At 32.0% G+C, this 16896-nt stretch carries 12 protein-coding genes and 1 pseudogene; 6 read left to right on the forward strand and 7 right to left on the reverse strand.

The window, feature by feature from the left end; all coding sequences use genetic code 11:
* The first annotated feature begins 51 nt into the window (after window positions 1-51).
* The 5 genes and pseudogenes from IPO86_08535 to IPO86_08555 all read left to right on the forward strand — a co-directional run bounded on the left by IPO86_08535 (window position 52) and on the right by IPO86_08555 (window position 3568).
* Entirely contained in the window at window positions 52-231 is a 180-nt protein-coding gene (locus tag IPO86_08535) for a hypothetical protein (GenBank protein MBK9728147.1), read from the forward strand.
* Entirely contained in the window at window positions 200-712 is a 513-nt protein-coding gene (locus IPO86_08540) for a hypothetical protein (GenBank protein ID MBK9728148.1), read from the forward strand. Before IPO86_08535 ends, IPO86_08540 begins: the two co-directional genes overlap by 32 nt.
* An 80-nt stretch (window positions 713-792) precedes the next feature.
* On the forward strand, window positions 793-1437 hold the full coding sequence (locus tag IPO86_08545) for a hypothetical protein (GenBank protein MBK9728149.1): 645 nt from the start codon (window positions 793-795) through the stop codon (window positions 1435-1437).
* Window positions 1438-1619: 182 nt separating this feature from the next.
* Complete coding sequence (locus tag IPO86_08550; GenBank protein MBK9728150.1) at window positions 1620-2117, forward strand: hypothetical protein; 498 nt, start codon at window positions 1620-1622, stop codon at window positions 2115-2117.
* Window positions 2118-2178: 61 nt separating this feature from the next.
* Window positions 2179-3568, forward strand: a pseudogene (locus tag IPO86_08555) (IS3 family transposase).
* Window positions 3569-3663: 95 nt separating this feature from the next.
* Here IPO86_08555 and IPO86_08560 read toward each other — a convergent pair.
* The 6 genes from IPO86_08560 to IPO86_08585 all read right to left on the reverse strand — a co-directional run bounded on the left by IPO86_08560 (window position 3664) and on the right by IPO86_08585 (window position 13582).
* Window positions 3664-5046, reverse strand: coding sequence for a hypothetical protein (locus IPO86_08560; GenBank protein ID MBK9728151.1), 1383 nt, complete (start codon window positions 5044-5046; stop codon window positions 3664-3666).
* Between the two features lie 136 nt (window positions 5047-5182).
* A complete protein-coding gene (locus IPO86_08565) occupies window positions 5183-6796 on the reverse strand; it encodes a T9SS type A sorting domain-containing protein (protein MBK9728152.1) in 1614 nt (537 codons plus the stop codon).
* A gap of 2 nt (window positions 6797-6798) precedes the next feature.
* Window positions 6799-8235 (reverse strand): hypothetical protein, encoded by a 1437-nt coding sequence (locus tag IPO86_08570; protein MBK9728153.1) that lies wholly within the window; start codon window positions 8233-8235, stop codon window positions 6799-6801.
* Window positions 8232-9677: a hypothetical protein gene (locus IPO86_08575; GenBank protein MBK9728154.1), complete on the reverse strand. Its 1446-nt coding sequence runs from the start codon at window positions 9675-9677 to the stop codon at window positions 8232-8234. Before IPO86_08575 ends, IPO86_08570 begins: the two co-directional genes overlap by 4 nt.
* 61 nt (window positions 9678-9738) lie before the next feature.
* Window positions 9739-12465, reverse strand: coding sequence for a T9SS type A sorting domain-containing protein (locus IPO86_08580; protein MBK9728155.1), 2727 nt, complete (start codon window positions 12463-12465; stop codon window positions 9739-9741).
* Window positions 12466-13159: 694 nt separating this feature from the next.
* The gene (locus IPO86_08585; GenBank protein MBK9728156.1) at window positions 13160-13582 is read right to left on the reverse strand and encodes a helix-turn-helix transcriptional regulator; all 423 of its coding nucleotides are present in this window, start codon (window positions 13580-13582) and stop codon (window positions 13160-13162) included.
* Between the two features lie 1035 nt (window positions 13583-14617).
* Here IPO86_08585 and IPO86_08590 point away from each other — a divergent pair.
* Window positions 14618-15007: a DUF983 domain-containing protein gene (locus IPO86_08590; GenBank protein MBK9728157.1), complete on the forward strand. Its 390-nt coding sequence runs from the start codon at window positions 14618-14620 to the stop codon at window positions 15005-15007.
* A 171-nt stretch (window positions 15008-15178) separates the two neighbouring features.
* On the opposite strand, the gene IPO86_08595 is transcribed toward IPO86_08590, so the two are convergent.
* Window positions 15179-16891, reverse strand: a complete 1713-nt coding sequence (locus IPO86_08595) for a DUF2207 domain-containing protein (protein ID MBK9728158.1) — start codon at window positions 16889-16891, stop codon at window positions 15179-15181.
* Window positions 16892-16896: the final 5 nt, after the last annotated feature.

Below are 16896 nucleotides of genomic sequence, written 5' to 3' on the forward strand. Positions count from 1 at the left end.
TAATTCATGTATAACCTAGTTAGCAGCCATTATTAAGAAAATACTATTAATATGAAAAAAAGAATATTTCAATTTAACGGAACTATACCAAAGGAAATAGGAAAGGATATTGAGATCCAGCGGGAATTCCTTGAAGCCTTAAAACAGAAGGATGAAAACAAATTACTCAATTTTGGTTTAGATATGAAATTAATTGAAAATGGCTTACGAATACTTAAAGCAAAAGGATAACTTATTTGTATTTTCCACAAAAAATGAGAATGATTATTTAGTTTTCTTCAAATTCTCAGATGAGTATTTTACGCATACATGTACTCATTGTAAAAACATCTTTGAAATTTATGTAAATTGTATTAATAATGAGAATCCTGTTTTTGATCTTCAAACAATGGAAACTGTTATGGAAATAATAGAAGATTTTACTAAAGATGGAACAGTTGCAGCAGTAATGTATAAGTGTTACGACGGAGATGGAAGAGGCTGCAAAAGAGAAGCTCATTTTGAAAGAACCTTTGAAAACTCAGAACTAAATAATTTCGAGTATTATTCACATACATATCTATTTGAGGACGAAAAAGGAAAAATCGAATTAAGATATAACCTACTGGCTGCCACTGATAATGAAAACTATTCAGAAATTGTTGATGATTTCTATGACGCACCGAATTATTGGTTTAACAATTCAACGGAAATCAGAGATGAAGAAGAATAAATCAGATTTGTATGCATAAAATGAAACCAAAGATGACAAGGCATTGACTTAATTAGGTAATTGTCATTTCAAATGTTTAAATGCCAAACATCTATAATCCAAATAAATTTGATTTAGGATTCTTTCTAGATGAACAACGCAGTCAAACATATCAGTTAGCTACATCTAGTATTCCAAATCCAATTCAAGGTTCGCAGTTACTGATAAGTTATTCTTTTCCTAAAAAACATGTTTATATCAAGCTTGTGGATAATTCAGATATTCTGTGCGGAGTAATTAGGCTTCAAGAATTAAAAATAAATACTAAGAATTACTATATAGTTGAACGAGCATATACAAACCATTTTTATCGCCGTCAGGGAGTAATAATTCATTTATATAAATACGTACTTGAACTTGGCTATTCATTGATGTCAGACGGAACTCAAACTAATCCAGGAAGTATGAACCTCTGGAAGAATGCCAATACTCTTTTTAATTCGAAAAAAGTATATATCATCAATATAAAAACATTAAGCAAAAGGCGATATTTACTGCAACCTGATCATAAAATTTGGGGTAAGGAAACGAACGACGATTTCGATTTATTAGAAATGCATGAAAAAAAATATGCCTTAGAGAATCTATATGAAAATGGTATCATTACAAAAGAACAACAGATTTTACATAACACTTATATAGACCAATTAGAAGATAGGTATAATATTAGGATTACAATAGAATAAAAAGGCACCTAACACAGCATAGATACTACACCGCCAAGCATCTAAAATCATTCTTTTTAAATTTTTTTTGGTAGTGAAAAACTTATTTCTTATTTTTGGCTGCTAAACAATTGGCGGTGCAGCGTCTATACCAAAACGTTAGCTGCAATGAAACTAATGAATGTAAATTTACTAGCTAGAATATGACAAATTACAAAGAAACAAGTTTGTGGAGAGCCTCATTTAGTAATGAAAACGAGATGTGCAATAGGCTAAAAGTTGCATTTGATTCATTCAGGGAAAAGGCTGGGCTATTAGCAAATGAAATATATAAGGATCAACCAAGTCTTACTGTTCATGACCTTACTCATCTAGATGCTTTATGGATAATGGGAAGCTTAATTACAGGAGATGGATTTGAAATAACCCCTACAGAGGGGTTTGTTTTGGGTGGTGCTTTTCTGGTACACGATTTAGCCATGACTATATCAGCCTTTCCAAAAGGTCGTGACGAATTTAAAAAATTACCTCAATGGGATGATACAATTTTTACAGTCTTGAAAAAGAATAAAGGATATGCTAATTATGAGTTGAATCAAGCTGATATTAACCTAAGAATTGAAGAAGAAACAATGCAGATTCTCTTAAGAGACTTACATGCAATAAAGGCAAAAGAATTATGTTGTAAATCGTCAGGATAAAGTGGACTAAATATAACTAAAAACTAGTTAGTGTTTCCAGGATCAATTAAATTTACAAATTATGGAAACAAAGAAGAAACAAACCACAGAAAACTTCATTAAGGAGATTCGCAGACGAACTAGAAGGATATTTAGTTCCGAACAAAAGATTGGAATTGTTATGGAAGCATTGAGAGCTGAGATTTCAGTAGCAGAGTTATGTCGAAAGTATTCAATACATGAACCGCAATTTTACAAATGGAATAAAGAGTTCTTGGAAGCAGGAAAGAAGCGATTATCCGGCGATACGACCAGGGAAGCCACAAGTGATGAAGTGTTAGAGCTTAGAAAGGAAAATCAGCGTTTAAAAGAGATGGTTGCTGATTTGGTACTTCGATATGATATTGTAAAAAAAAGCTTGTCCGTGCTGGAATAACCGTAAAATTCAATAAGTATATGAGATTTACAGCTTCGGAAAAACAAGAGTTAATCAATATCGTAGTTGGTTCCCAAATTGGGGTTAACAAAACACTTCGAGAGATTGGACTTAATAAAAGTACTTTTTATAACTGGTATAAAGCTTATTCTGATCATGGTGTGGATGGATTGGCTCCCAGTAAACGTACTAACAGAAGGCAATGGAACAGTATTCCACAAGAGCAAAAAATATTGTTGTCATACTTGCATTGGAGTTTCCTCATTTATCATCCAGGGAACTTGCTTATAAACTTACGGATGAACAACAAATATTTATATCAGAATCAAGCGTCTATAGAATTCTAAAAGAAAGAGGATTGATTCCGGCTCCTGCACATATTTTTATAACAGCAGCAGATGAATTTAGTAAAAAGACTGCATTCGTAAATCAGATGTGGCAAACAGACTTTACCTACTTTAAAATATTAGGCTGGGGTTGGTATTACTTAAGTACTGTTTTAGATGATTACAGCAGATATATTGTCCACTGGGAACTCTGCAAAGGCATGAAAGTGGAGGATGTAAAAAGGACCGTTGATAGAGCAATCATCAAAGCTAAAATTGTCACTAAACAACGACCTAAATTATTGTCTGACAATGGCTCTTGCTATATAGCTTCTGATTTAAAAAATTATTTGAAAAAATTCTATGATATAGACCAGATACATGGAAGGCCATTCCATCCTCAAACGCAAGGCAAGATTGAACGATATCATAGGACAATGAAAAACGTCGTAAAACTTGATAATTATTACTGCCCTGAGGAATTGGAAAGAGCTTTAGAAAAATTTGTGCAAACTTATAACAATGAAAGATACCATGAATCACTAGAAAATTTAACTCCTGCCGATATGTATTTTGGTCGTGGCGACCTCATTTTAAAAGAAAGAGAAAGAATTAAACTACAATGTCTTAGGGATAGAAAAATTGAATATGAAAAATTATTTCCCATTAAAATTAATATTTATAAACAAAAAGAATTAGCTTTGAATTAAATAGAAACACTAATTAGTGAAAAGTTCAAATTACTTTGACGACATACAGGAGTGAAGCAGTACAATATAATTACTTGCAGGGTTTGGATAAATCATTATCTCTTGTTTGATTCAATATCTTTATTATTCACAATGCCACATCCAGGGATTAAACATCCGTCATCGTCAACTTTTAAAAGCCAGGGCATGTAATAACGATCTCCATTTTTTTCAAAAGCATCATCAAGGTAGGAGGCAGCAGCAATGATATACCCTCCTGTTGGGCAGGATTTAATGTCATGCAGGTAGCCATCGTCTTTTCCGTTTCTAATTCTATAAATCTTTCTCCATTCTATTTGCTTAAAATCATTAATTTTTACTAAGTTCAAAAGTTCATGATAACCTATAATAGTGTCTACTCTCTGAATCGAATCAGTAAATTGAATGAGGGCATTTTTTATTGGAATAGTACCACCAACAATGACTCCATCATTTTTATTGGATCTGATAATTTTTTCAAAGCTAAAGAGCCATGCTGGGCCTGTGCCATTGTATCTAAAATCAAGTTGAATATAGTCTTTAAAAATCAAAGAAGAATCCACAATTTGTACTATGCCAAAACCTTGATTACTATAAGGGTATTGCGGATAATCGTAATTGAAATTAGATGATAGATAAAATGTTCCCTTTCCGTCCTGTATAATGTCGTAAATATCACAAAATCCTTGAAATCGTTTAGAATTGTAAGAATTAACAAGTTTACCCTCAGGATTTAATTTAAATAAAAGGCTCTCATAATCATGTTTAATTCCAGTATAGGCGATGTCTGAGTAGCCAATACCTATATAAATAAAACCATTAACATCAATATAAGATGAGTATGGAACATTGTCGTAAGTAGTAATTGGTTCCTTTCCAATTATTTTTTGCCATATTAAATTTCCTAAAGTATCAATTTTAGTTACTTGTACTTTTCTCCATTGATTAGCTATACCTGTCCCTACTTTACTTGCGGTGATAATGAAACCTGAAGGATCTGTGGACATATTATTATAGACAATTGACCCGCCTGGATAAATTGAGTTTTTGATTTCAAACGCTTTCTGTGCTCTAGTTATTCTAATGAATTTCAGGATTGATTCTTGTTTATTATGGTGATTAAATCCAGTATAGAATGTTATTCCATCCCATGTATGAATTCCTTCTGGATAGAAAAAATTATGTAGACTATCATCTTTAATGTGATAATAATCAAGAAGATTACCGCTCCAATCAAAAGTGTAAAATGCAGTTCCATAAATATCTTTATATGTTGTGTCGGCAGAATAGCCAAAAGCATATATTAATGAATCAGTTGGAAATACAGCGCTAATCCAATTCGGATATTGATTGACGAAACCAGAACCATCTTCTGGAACTGAATAAACTTTGCTAAAGAATACTTGTGAATATCCCTGGGTAAAAGTAACTATTAAGATTAATATCAGTATTTGCTTCATTTTTATAGAAAAAGAATCGGAATAAATATAGTCAATTTACTCAAGTAGACAATTAATTGGGATTACTATTCATTACTCATAAAAATATAATGTTGCTTCACACTAGTTAAAGCTCGATTTGTATTTATTAATATCTTTAATTGGTTATAATTATTTTTCTTTTGTAACTACTGCCATTTATAACTAAGTGAATTATATACAGCCCAGATCTAAATCCATTTAATTTGCATTGAAATTTCTTTTGAAAAATGGGATTTCCTGCAACAATATTTCCATCCAAACTTGTTATTTTATAGCGTTCTACAGGGTACTCATTACTTTCAATTGTTAGCTCATTTAACACAGGATTTGGATATAAATTTATAGTAATAAACGCTTTCTCTTCAACATTATTAATGCTATCACAGTGACCTTTCTGCCAAGTCGTAACACCAAATTTATTTCTCGCAACACATTCATTTAAATAGGTCTTCTTATCACAGCCACAAATAGGATCATAAACTTCAGAACATATGGAAAATGTATCAATTAGATTTGAAGCAATACAAGTATTTTTGCAAATACCTTTATAAAATGCTGTGATTCCATGCTTATAAATTGCTTGACAAGAGTTTAAATAAATAACTGAATCACAACCACATACAGGGTCTTTGATGAATAGGTCATTGCAATTTTTTTCTAGATTTATCAAATTAGTATCCTTGCATTGACAAGGATTGGGGGTAAAGTATTTAATTCCACCCTTATAAATTGCATTGCATTCATTGATATAGGTATTTTTATCGCAACCACATACCGGTGCAAAATCATCAGGACAATCCAATTGCAAATTAAGTAAACTACTATCTCGACAAAAACACGGTCCTTCTTTAATCTTAAGTAATCCATACTTTTTTCTTGCATAACAAATGTTATCATAAGTATTTCCATCACATCCGCAAACAATACCTTTATACCCATAAATAAAATCAGGAAGGCACTGAATACTTGTATCAATTAAGGTTTTATCGTAACAGGGGCAAGGACCATTTTTATATTTTGTTATTCCAAAATAATTGGTTGCGATGCATTCGTTTTTATATGTAACCGTATCGCAACCGCAAACGGGTTTGTATTCATTAGTGCAATTGATATTTGGGTTGATTTTTAATGTGTCAATACAATGACACCCTCCATTATGGATAATTCTTGAAACCATGCCTTTTATATAAGCCTGACATGGATTGACATAGGTTATACTATCGCAGCCACAGACCCAATCAATGTTAGGATGACCAGTCGCGCTGATAAAATCATCTCCACAATCGAACGCTCCAATATAGTTATTAACTATATTCAAAGTATTACATTCACATTTTTCTATTGGTTGAAATTGGGAAATACCAAATCTGTAGTAGGCAATTCGTTTATTCATATAAGATTGTCCATTACATCCACATTCTGGAGTAATTTTAAATTGCAGGCTTACCGGAATTTTAGATGTATCAATAATTGATGGATCTATACACATACAACCACTATCCCTGGAAAAGCTAGTAATTCCTGATAAATATTTCGCACATTGTGGGCTTGGATATATTTTGCCATCACAGCCGCAAATCGGATCAAAATAAAAGTTCAATAAATCATTACATACATTATTAGCTCGCGATTTATCAATTAGAGTTGTATCTATGCAAGATTGTGTTCGCACGTAGCTTATTTCCAATAACAAGAGTATTAATAAAAAGATACGATTGGGTCCGTTCATATCTATGTATAAATTTTTAGGGTTACCGATGATTTGTCACAATAAACCCTGGCAAATAATAAAGTATTTGTTAAGTGCGGTGGAAGGTCAAGCATTAATTTTGTTTCTGAATCAAATTTTGAATCATTTAACACTCTTCCATCAATGCGGAATAATTGGACGCGATGGATATAACAGCCAATTGAAGTTAAGTAAATTTTATTTAAGATTTTTTGTACTTGCACATCAGGAATTTCTTTCTTATGCAATATATTTGTTTTTGTTTTAATAGTATCACAAATGCAGCCTGTTATAGCCTGAAGGTTGTCATTAATTTGCATTGGAATACTATGAAGCTGACGACGACTTAAACTATAATTATTTCTTACAACAGTAAAGCTATTATTAGTATCTTGAAACATAAGATGATAAACCGGTTTGCTATGAATGTCGGATACAAGTACATTCCCATTGGAAAGAGTATATAATCGATAGGCTAGGCATCCTAATGGCATTGTGTAGCTTACGTAAGGTGCAAGTTCGATACCAATTTTATGAAGATTAATGACATTAATATATCTTCCTCCTGAAACAAATAATAATGAATCATTTAAGGAGTAACTCAGATCAACAAGGTTATAAATATTTGTGAGAGAAGAAATATTTCCCCGAAATGTGAAATTCCCGCTACATCGGTCAAACCCATAAATAAGAAGTCCAATCGATATATTGTAGATTGAAAGCAATTCGCCATTATTGGAAAATTTGCAATAGCTATGTGAATAACTATCGTTAATTTCAGGTCCAATTAATTTATTTGAAATCTTGTATGGATCAATACCCGTTGGGTTCACCAGAAGTAAATCATAATTAAGGGTACTTTGTTCTAAAAGCAGAATCCAATAATCTCTTCCGTTGGCGTGTTTGATAATTTGAAAATTATCAAAATTTTCCTTCTTTATTTCGACATTTTTCTGCATCACGACATATTGCTTTGATTCATCTCTTACTATTAATGAATAGAGTAAAGATCTGTTTCTTAAAACAAGTTGTGGATCGGCTTCAGCTTGCGAGTGGATCAATAATATGGAATCTTTAGATCCAGGAAATTGAATCATAGCTACACCGTTTGGAATTATATAACCAGTTTCATTACAAACTTGGTCTGAGAGCGTACCTTGGTTAATATTATCTCCATTCTTTATTAAAATTCCGTCATAATCATATATCCCACAACCATTAGTAAATAATAACTTATTTTGATCATCCTTGAAAACTGCAATTGAACTTGCAATTGGGATATAGTACTTCAAGGTATCAATAAAAAGATTACCCGTAGAATCAAATTTTATCCAAGCACTTGTCTTGTACTTTGAATTTCCAACAGGCCAATTAATTTGACAGTTTGAAGTAAGAGACTTAGATAATAAAATTATCCCAAATATTATTGCTTTCTTCATTTCTCTTCTTTCTTTAATTCGTAGAATATTTTCCTTTCGACTTCCATTTCATCAATTAATGATTTAATAGATTTAACTCCCTTGTTTTTTTTCTCCATATATTCTATATAGTTCGCTTTTCCTAAAAGCGCTAACCTTGATTTGCCACCTGTACTTTTATTTATAGAAGTGCTTGCGAATGATGCATCTATTTTTTTCATTTGATAGTTAACATTATGAAATTGCAAGGTGTCACAACCACTACCAACATATTTAGAAAGTCTGTAATTCGGATAAACAGGAGTAAACCCCCATACTTTATTACTGAGCCTGAAAGCGTCCTCCTCAAAATCGCAGCTCAATCCCGGTAGGTTTGGGTTGTTTATTTTGTGAATCAATTGGGTCCCATTGCCAGATAAAATATAAAATTCATTATTTGATGTAATTATAGAAAAACCAATCTTGGCGGTAAGTACACTGTCATTTGAAATATTGAGAGGTGCAAGAGGTCTTGCAATTTCTGTTTCATTCACCTGAACAATAGGAAGCTGGAACAAGCGATCGAGCCATCCTAAATATAAATACTTACTGTCACTCGATGTTTGAACAACACTCGAAATATAAGTTAGAGTATTTGGAAGGATATAATCCGTTTTCCAGCTAAGGATGCCGTTGCACCTGTCAAAACTGTATATCTTAACTACAAAATCATTGGACTCTATATAATACTTTCCATCCTTAGAAAAAATATCCAAAAACCCATTTCCTCTCTTAATGGGTGAAGAAATTTCACGAATGAAAGGTCCATGAATACCTTCCGGATCAATCAGGAAAGTAAAATACCGGTCATCATTATTTTCTCGTGTTAAAAGCCACCAATCCCTACCATTACCATGTTTACATAAAGCAAAATTTGCCAAGTGAATATCATTAAGTAAAAAAACATTTTTCTCGACTGCTCCTCCATGCCCATTATTGTTTAACATATTAATTCTTGAATAATAAAGGGGACCATAATGCCATTCCGTCAACAACGAATCAAAATATACTCCCATATGAAATAAGATATATTCATCAGGGTGACCAGGAAATGGAATAAATTGTGGAGCGTAAAGTGTTTTATAATTGACGCCATCAATAACACAATAATTCCTCCAAGTACCAGGATTTATATTTGCACCATTTTGCATCAATAAATTATCCTTACCGTAGATATTTAATCCATCTGTGTAAAAAATTAAGTTCCCAGTGCTATCATTTGCACTTGTTTTAGGATAATACAAGCTAATTTTAATTCCATTTTGTACATTAAAAAACGCCTGAGAATCAATTACACTAACTATAAAAGGTTTTGTTTCGCCAGGAATATAATCCCCAATTAAAATGTTATTATCATAGTTCTGAGAGAATGTATAATAGGTTGAAAAGCTTAAAATTATAATCGTGAATCCATTAATTTTCATGCCTTAAAAATAGCAAAATTTTCTTTTTAAAAGAAAATTTTGCTATTTTTGTTTTAACTATTTAAAAGATCTTTTTAAAGAAATGCCCATTAACCTGGATAAAATACATTCCGGAACTAAGGTTTTTTAAAGTAATTTGATCATAATATGCATTTCGATCATAGGAATTTTCATTAATGAGCCTTCCTTGAACATCAAAAACTCTAATTTTTGTTATAGGATCTTTTGGATTATTAAGAACAATTATTCCAGTATTTTGCTGTAAGATAACATAGTCTGTTGAAATTGGATTATTTCCATTTTTAGATAAACTTTCAGGTTCACATTCATCCTCGGCAACGAACAAATCCCTATTAAGCAATATTCTCGAAATCAATACAGCATTTCCTCCCTCGGCCAAACATTGGTCCGCAATACTATCTAGAACCAATTCCTCCGTTTCATCAAATTCTGTCCATTCAGTTACATTGCTGTGATTAATAATAATACCTAATACTTTTTTCATATTTGATTGTGGTTCTGTTTCAGTTTCAATCTCATTTAAATCCTCAATAAGGGAAGACAATTGTGAATTTAGATTTGTTGAAAAATCAATACCTATTTCTGAGTTTCTATCCAACCATTGTTCTACCGTATCCAGAAGAACTTCGACATTTTCCTTAAAATCCAAAAATTCCTGCAGATTATTAATGGGATAAGCATTTTCAAGTGTATCTCTATAATAAGAGAGATATTTTGTAAGAGTATCAGTGAAAACATTTAGTTGTCCATAGTTTGAGGAATCTTGTAAATAATCATATAATCCTTTTTCAACTAAATTTAATTTATATTCTGGCGAATTTAAAGTATCTTGTAAATAATTGTAGGCTATTGTACTGTCCAACAAATCAGGAAAGGTTAAAAGTGATTTAATCGTAGAATAATTTGCATCAAATAAAAACCCTGTTTGCCATTCATCATAAACGGCTAACAAATCGCCGTAAACTGTTTTTCCTATCAAAGGAGATAATTTTTCTCTTGGAGGAGTATTTGTAAAACACTTATTTGTTGGTGTTTCTGTAATTACTGATACGTTTGTTTCAAGCACAGGACTTGGATAATATTGCCCAGAATTCGTCTCCACTATAAACGGACTCAACGATAATCCATATGCAATATCATATGAACCAATGGTACCCCAAGAATTTGTTTGATGTTTCTGTTCACCTATCACACCATTTGTCAAGCCAACTCCTGCCACGAGTACACCAATATTATCATCGTTATAATGGTTTTGAGTTAAATAAGTCAAATCACAATTGGCTTTAAAATAAGAACCATGCTGATAATTCTGTACTGAATTGCACTTAACCTCACTAAATAATGATGAAACAACGTAGGTTCCAGACTCATCGTAATAAGGTTGGTTTGTTATTGTTCCATTAATTGTATTATAAAGCATTTTTGTACCTGAACTATTAAGTGCTAAAAGTCCATATTTGTGGCAGAAAACGCATAACGGGGCAGAATTTAGATCAATATCATTCCCAAGAATCTCTATGCCTGGCGAGTTAAAAACACGAACTCCATATGTTTCAAAGAAATCCTTGCTATTGTCATCTGTTTCAATAATATTATCTTCGATTTTGTATTTCCAACCAATATTATTTCTTGCATATATCCCTGTCCAAGCATCAATTTCATTATTTTGAGTTAAGGAAATTTCATTCTCGTTATTAATTTCTCCTCCCCCAAAATTATATCCTGCTACCACATTTGTTGTAGAAATATTTGTAAATTCGTTATGGCCAATAGTGTAAGTTCCTATTGATCTATAAACGCCCATCCCATATTTTAAATTTGAAAAGACATTATCTGTAATTACGCTTGTAGCAGCTTGTAAGGATACAATTCCGATAAATTGATTAATATAATCAAGATCTGTTGTTGTAATATTATTCTGGTTGCAGTTAAAAGATGAATTTAAATTATCAGAAATATGCCATATTGAACACACATTATCTACAAAGTCCGAGCCACTAACTTCAAGATTACTATTTGACGCTAAGATTGCAGGGCATTCAGGTACAATATAATTTTCTAGTTCAAATCCTCCATTCTGACAGAAATTAAAATCAGAAAATGTGTTATTTACATATATCATAAATTCAATAACATTGTATATAAAAATAGCGTGTTTGCATTTTTCACCTCCATGAGGCTCCAAACTTTCATCAATTTCAGTTCCGTCAAAATCATTTTCAGAAATATAATGAAAAGCATTGGATGGATTATCAAAGGTCGCGTATATGGAAGAAAGGTAGTTATCAAAAAAATGATTACCAACACTATAAATATAACTTTCTGGTTTAAGCACAATCCCATAAATAGATCCAGATATCCATGATCCATTGAGATCTAAAATTCCGCCAGTCGCAACAGTCATCGCATTCCACATATATGTACATGCTTTAAATTCGGATTCGTAAACATGTAAAGTTCCCTCGATGATTAAATTTGATTCTGGATCAGTTTGATCTCTATCAAATAATATTATTGAACCTGCTGCAAAAGTATACTCTACATTATCATCAACAGCCAAAGTCCCTTGAATTAAAATGAATTGCGGATCTGATTCGGAATGACCTTCATCCAAGATACAATTTTGCATTATTAATTCAGAAAAATAAGTAATTTGACCTGGTGTACCAACCTTTACAAACTCTGAATTTCCAGCAATGCAATCTGGATCTTCAGGCTCGCATTGTGCAATTATTAACGAATTGAAGACAAGGGAAATTGCCAGCATTATTGCTATTTTATAAATTTTTAGCCTAGTACCGTAATTGAAATAATCCTTGATTTTTATTTTAGACGTCGATCTATTAAAGATTAATGAATTAAAACGATAATTTTGCGTAACACCTGATATCTCATGAGGTCTGCTACATGATGGATTTAATTTCATTCAATTAAATTTAAATGGGTTAATGAATTATTTTATTTATGAAGTAATACTTAGCAGTAAAATCAAAGCCAAGAATGTGGCTGAATTTGTGCCCAGTTTTCTGAATTATTTTCTCAGGGGTCTTGTGTGTAAAGGCCTATGGGTATTTTATTCATAACGATTTGAGACGAAACAAATGAATAATTAGATCAATCAGTTTTGGCTTTCATTCAGCCCTGTCTTGTCTGGTGGAGTAAGATCTTGATTTTCCATAGTTTTGGATTTTAAGTTAATCAAATAATTTACCGAACTGAATCATATGAACAGTTTTCAAATCCTTGAAAGATGTTTAAATATTCAGTGAAAAAATATCTAAATATTTTTCCTTGTTAATACGCTTAATCAGAAATGAAAATGGGTGACTTGAAAATGAAACGTGTGATTGTTTTTACTAAATTACAATGTGAAGGTCGGATACAATTTTAGATGGGTGTTTGTTAAAAAGGGGCAAAAAATTGATAAAAAGTGCCAATTGTTTAAAAATTCCGGGAAATGTTTATTTGAGATTAGGAATGGTAAAGCATTCATCAATATCATCAGAATTAATCAGCGCATCTAATTTTAGCTGCAAGGGTGTTTGTAAGTCCTTTTTTGTACAAGTTTTTAGGGTCATACCCGTATGTTTTTTGAATGCATGACATAATGACGAAGGATCGCTATATACAAGTATCCTAGCTATCTCTTGTTCATCAAGGCCGTCAATATTGGAGAAATAATAAGCTCTTTGCATTTTCAATTGCAATATCAACGCATAAGCATTTACCCCCAAGACTAATTTACAAGCCCGGTTAAGGTTTTTTTTACTGGTTCGCATAGCAATGGCTACATCATCTAGCTGAATAAGCTCATCAGTTCCAATATGTCCATTGAAGTAAACGAGCATTTTTATGATAATTCTTTTTGCCTGGTCGGGTCGCATTGTTTTTAATTTAAAGGTATTCCAAAAACATTGCAAGAAATACGCAATGGATTAAGTAATTTCTGTAATTAAGAGAAGAAGTTAAATAAAACCGTAGAAATAATGTTCTGATCAGAAATTTTATAATCATCTTATCTCAAACAAAGAAATTTAAACTGATCCTTTGTGAAGTCTGGGAATAAAATGCAAAACTACTTCCTTTATTTATCTCTGTCAATAGGGGAAAACCCTGATTTTTTGATTTTCAATGAAATATGATATTCCTAATAAAACCCTATACAGGATGTATTGAATTTTTAGGAAGAAGAAAATTTAGCATTTTGAAGAACATGTTTCAATGCGACAAATCTTACACTATTGATCAATGAGGCAGCTATTACAGTATTGTGAAATCACAATGGTAAATAAATTTTGCCTTATTTCACTTTTTGCTATAAAAGTAAAATAAAGAGAATGATATTTTACTTTTCGCCAATACCCCAGCTCATTGACTAGTGGGTTTTGGGGCCATTCGATATGCTGATCTTTCAATTACCTGAGGCCACTTTGGGCGAATTGATCTTATGAAATTTTAAATTAATTAGAATTTTGCAACGCACTGCTGCGTAATTTAAAGATATTATTATAATTGATCTTTAATGGTCTCAAATTGATTCTTTGCAAGAATCTCAACAATCCGCTTATACAAATCATCTTCGTTCGCAATTTGCTTTTACAATTCCATTTTCAATAGATTTCGCTGTCCAATTAAATAATCACATAAGTCCAATCTTTGCCGTTTTTCCGCTTCACTTACATTTGACTACAATAATTGAAGACTCGTACTTTCGCCCTGAATCATAAACGATGATTCAAATAAAAATTGCCATCTTTTTAGGTCAACAAAAACGGTTTACAACAACTTATCCTTGGCACATAAAATTCATGATAATTTGTAAAAACTTGAAATCTAGTTCATTCATGTTCAAAGATGTTCATTAGCTTTGCAGAAATTCTTCCTCATAGGGTCACATTTTATAATTTAATCCATTACTTTTGAAATCAAAATTAGCTTCCATCTTTAGCCTAAATTGCCCAGCTTGTAGAACAGGAGACTTGTTTCCAAATAAAAGTTTATTTTTTGATTTTAGCTTTAAAATGCACACCCGGTGCCTGCATTGCAATGAATCCTTTGTAAGGGAACCTGGATTTTATTACGGTGCAATGTTTATTTCTTATATTTTTTCTGCTTTTTTTAGTTTGCTATTTGCAGGTATATTGATCATTGGCTTGAAGATCGACTGGCACTATGCTTTGTTCCTATTAACCCTGGTGCTTATACTTAGCTTTGCATATTTATTTAAGGTATCCAGATCTATATGGATCCACTTATTTGTACCGTTTAAACACAAACCATCAAAAGCTAAGGAAGAGGTGCTTGAATAAATTGTTGCATATAGTTTAAGTCACCTGGTTTGTTTAATTTCTAAACTTTTAAAACTTATTTGATTGCGCTACTCAAGTCTATATCCGAATTTAAAAGATTGCTAGTCTTCATTAAAATTATGCATAATATTCAAATCAAAAATACAGTATTATATTATTTTAACTGATTCCTTACCAACTACTTCCACCACCTCCGCCAAATCCTCCGCCAGAAAATGATCCGCCGCCGCCTCCACTGCTGCCAAAGGATCCACTGGATGATGGTTGACTTGACATTACAGTCCTCATTTCGCTTAGCGAAGAGGTCATGCTTTCGTTAAAAGCAGACATATTAAATCCATGCATCGTATTATAAAACGGAACATTTGAAACATACCATTGCGGTGGTTCTATAGCAAGGCCATTAAATTTACCACACCATTCATCAACGCAATTAAATGCTACAGCATAGGGTAAAGTCTTATCAAAATAACTGGGATCTTCTTTTGTTAAAAATTCAAGTTTTGATTTTTCGGCTAGCCGTATAAATTTTCGGAAGCCTTTGATCTCCTTAAATGATTCATCGCCACTTTCAGATCTCTTCAACAATAAATAGGCAAATAAAACTAATATGATAGCTAAAAGGATAGAAATTGCAAGAAATAGAAAACGACCTGAAAAAAAACAATAAACCCCATTCAAAACAGCTGTAAGAATTATCAACCAAATGGAATTCCAATAGATCTGAACTGATTTTTTTGTAAAATAATCAGAATTCATGACTGCATCATTGATGGCACTTAATGTACTAATAAGGGTTGTATAGAAAGTGTCTTTTAACAAACTTAACTTCACACGATCTCCACATTCAAAAAGTCCGTTAAAGAATATTTTTTGGTGTGCAGGTGCATCTGATGACAATTCTTTTAATTTTATAAAAGTCATTTCATCACTTGAAAAAAGTCCTTTTTTTTGCTCATGTTCAATTTTTAAATATCCTAAGGATCCAAAATATGGAATGAGTGATAAGGCGTCCCGTTGATTTGATTTAATGTCTATTGCAAAACCAGCTAAAGCAGAATCCATATTTTTTGGCGGTAAATAAGCAACCATATCTGCTAATCTTGTGTCTTTTCCATGTTTCCACCAAGCATAAAAAAAACTAAACAACATTAAAATTGGAAGGATTAAAAACTTGAAATGATAGAACCATATTTTATAAAATGGATAGCTCGCAATGACACCTTCTGGTATTAAAACGGAAATGGTCATTCCACTTCTATTGCCTAATGGGATTAAAGACTCGCCTTCAATAATATTATTTTGGAAATTAGATCGTACATCAGTACTTGTAGATCCATATGCACCCGTTTTAATATTGAAACTTTGCGCATCCAGTCGTACCTCTTTCGGTAATGTTAGTTTAAAACCAGCATGTAGAATTTCTTCATCCCAAAAATCTCCAATCAGATTCCAATATAATTCAGTTTTGCCATTTTTAGTAAGCAATGCATTTTGAATTAAATAAGAAATTTCATAGGTCTGATCACCATTTACGAATATTTTCTTATCACCTATTTTAATCTTAATGCCATTTTGTGAATATTGACTGTTAAATTTATAATCTTTAACCTGAATATCCTTTATAAAAACTTCATGATTAAAATAATCATCCAAGAACTCTCCGGAATCGTCAGATTTTATTTTGTAAATTAATGGAATTTCTCTTATCAAGCCATGCCTTTCGGAATTGAAATATACTTGAATGAGTTCTGTGACCGCTAAATCCCCATTCTTATCCAACTTCAAATCGACAAAATAATCTTTGATATAAAAGAAATCCTGACTTAACAGAATGTTGCAAAACAACAGAAAGCCTGTAAAAAGGCTAGTTTTTTTTATCATGCTGA

It is taken from the genome of Saprospiraceae bacterium (assembly GCA_016717265.1).
Taxonomy (GTDB): Bacteria; Bacteroidota; Bacteroidia; order Chitinophagales; family Saprospiraceae; genus Vicinibacter.

What these genes read in the sequence shown, in the direction of transcription:
- IPO86_08535 (MBK9728147.1), top strand. Translation starts at nt 52, where the DNA reads ATGAAAAAAAGAATATTTCAATTTAACGGAACTATACCAAAGGAAATA.
- IPO86_08540 (MBK9728148.1), top strand. Translation starts at nt 200, where the DNA reads ATGGCTTACGAATACTTAAAGCAAAAGGATAACTTATTTGTATTTTCC.
- IPO86_08545 (MBK9728149.1), top strand. Translation starts at nt 793, where the DNA reads ATGCCAAACATCTATAATCCAAATAAATTTGATTTAGGATTCTTTCTA.
- IPO86_08550 (MBK9728150.1), top strand. Translation starts at nt 1,620, where the DNA reads ATGACAAATTACAAAGAAACAAGTTTGTGGAGAGCCTCATTTAGTAAT.
- IPO86_08560 (MBK9728151.1), bottom strand. Translation starts at nt 5,046, where the DNA reads ATGAAGCAAATACTGATATTAATCTTAATAGTTACTTTTACCCAGGGA.
- IPO86_08565 (MBK9728152.1), bottom strand. Translation starts at nt 6,796, where the DNA reads ATGAACGGACCCAATCGTATCTTTTTATTAATACTCTTGTTATTGGAA.
- IPO86_08570 (MBK9728153.1), bottom strand. Translation starts at nt 8,235, where the DNA reads ATGAAGAAAGCAATAATATTTGGGATAATTTTATTATCTAAGTCTCTT.
- IPO86_08575 (MBK9728154.1), bottom strand. Translation starts at nt 9,677, where the DNA reads ATGAAAATTAATGGATTCACGATTATAATTTTAAGCTTTTCAACCTAT.
- IPO86_08580 (MBK9728155.1), bottom strand. Translation starts at nt 12,465, where the DNA reads ATGCTGGCAATTTCCCTTGTCTTCAATTCGTTAATAATTGCACAATGC.
- IPO86_08585 (MBK9728156.1), bottom strand. Translation starts at nt 13,582, where the DNA reads ATGCGACCCGACCAGGCAAAAAGAATTATCATAAAAATGCTCGTTTAC.
- IPO86_08595 (MBK9728158.1), bottom strand. Translation starts at nt 16,891, where the DNA reads ATGATAAAAAAAACTAGCCTTTTTACAGGCTTTCTGTTGTTTTGCAAC.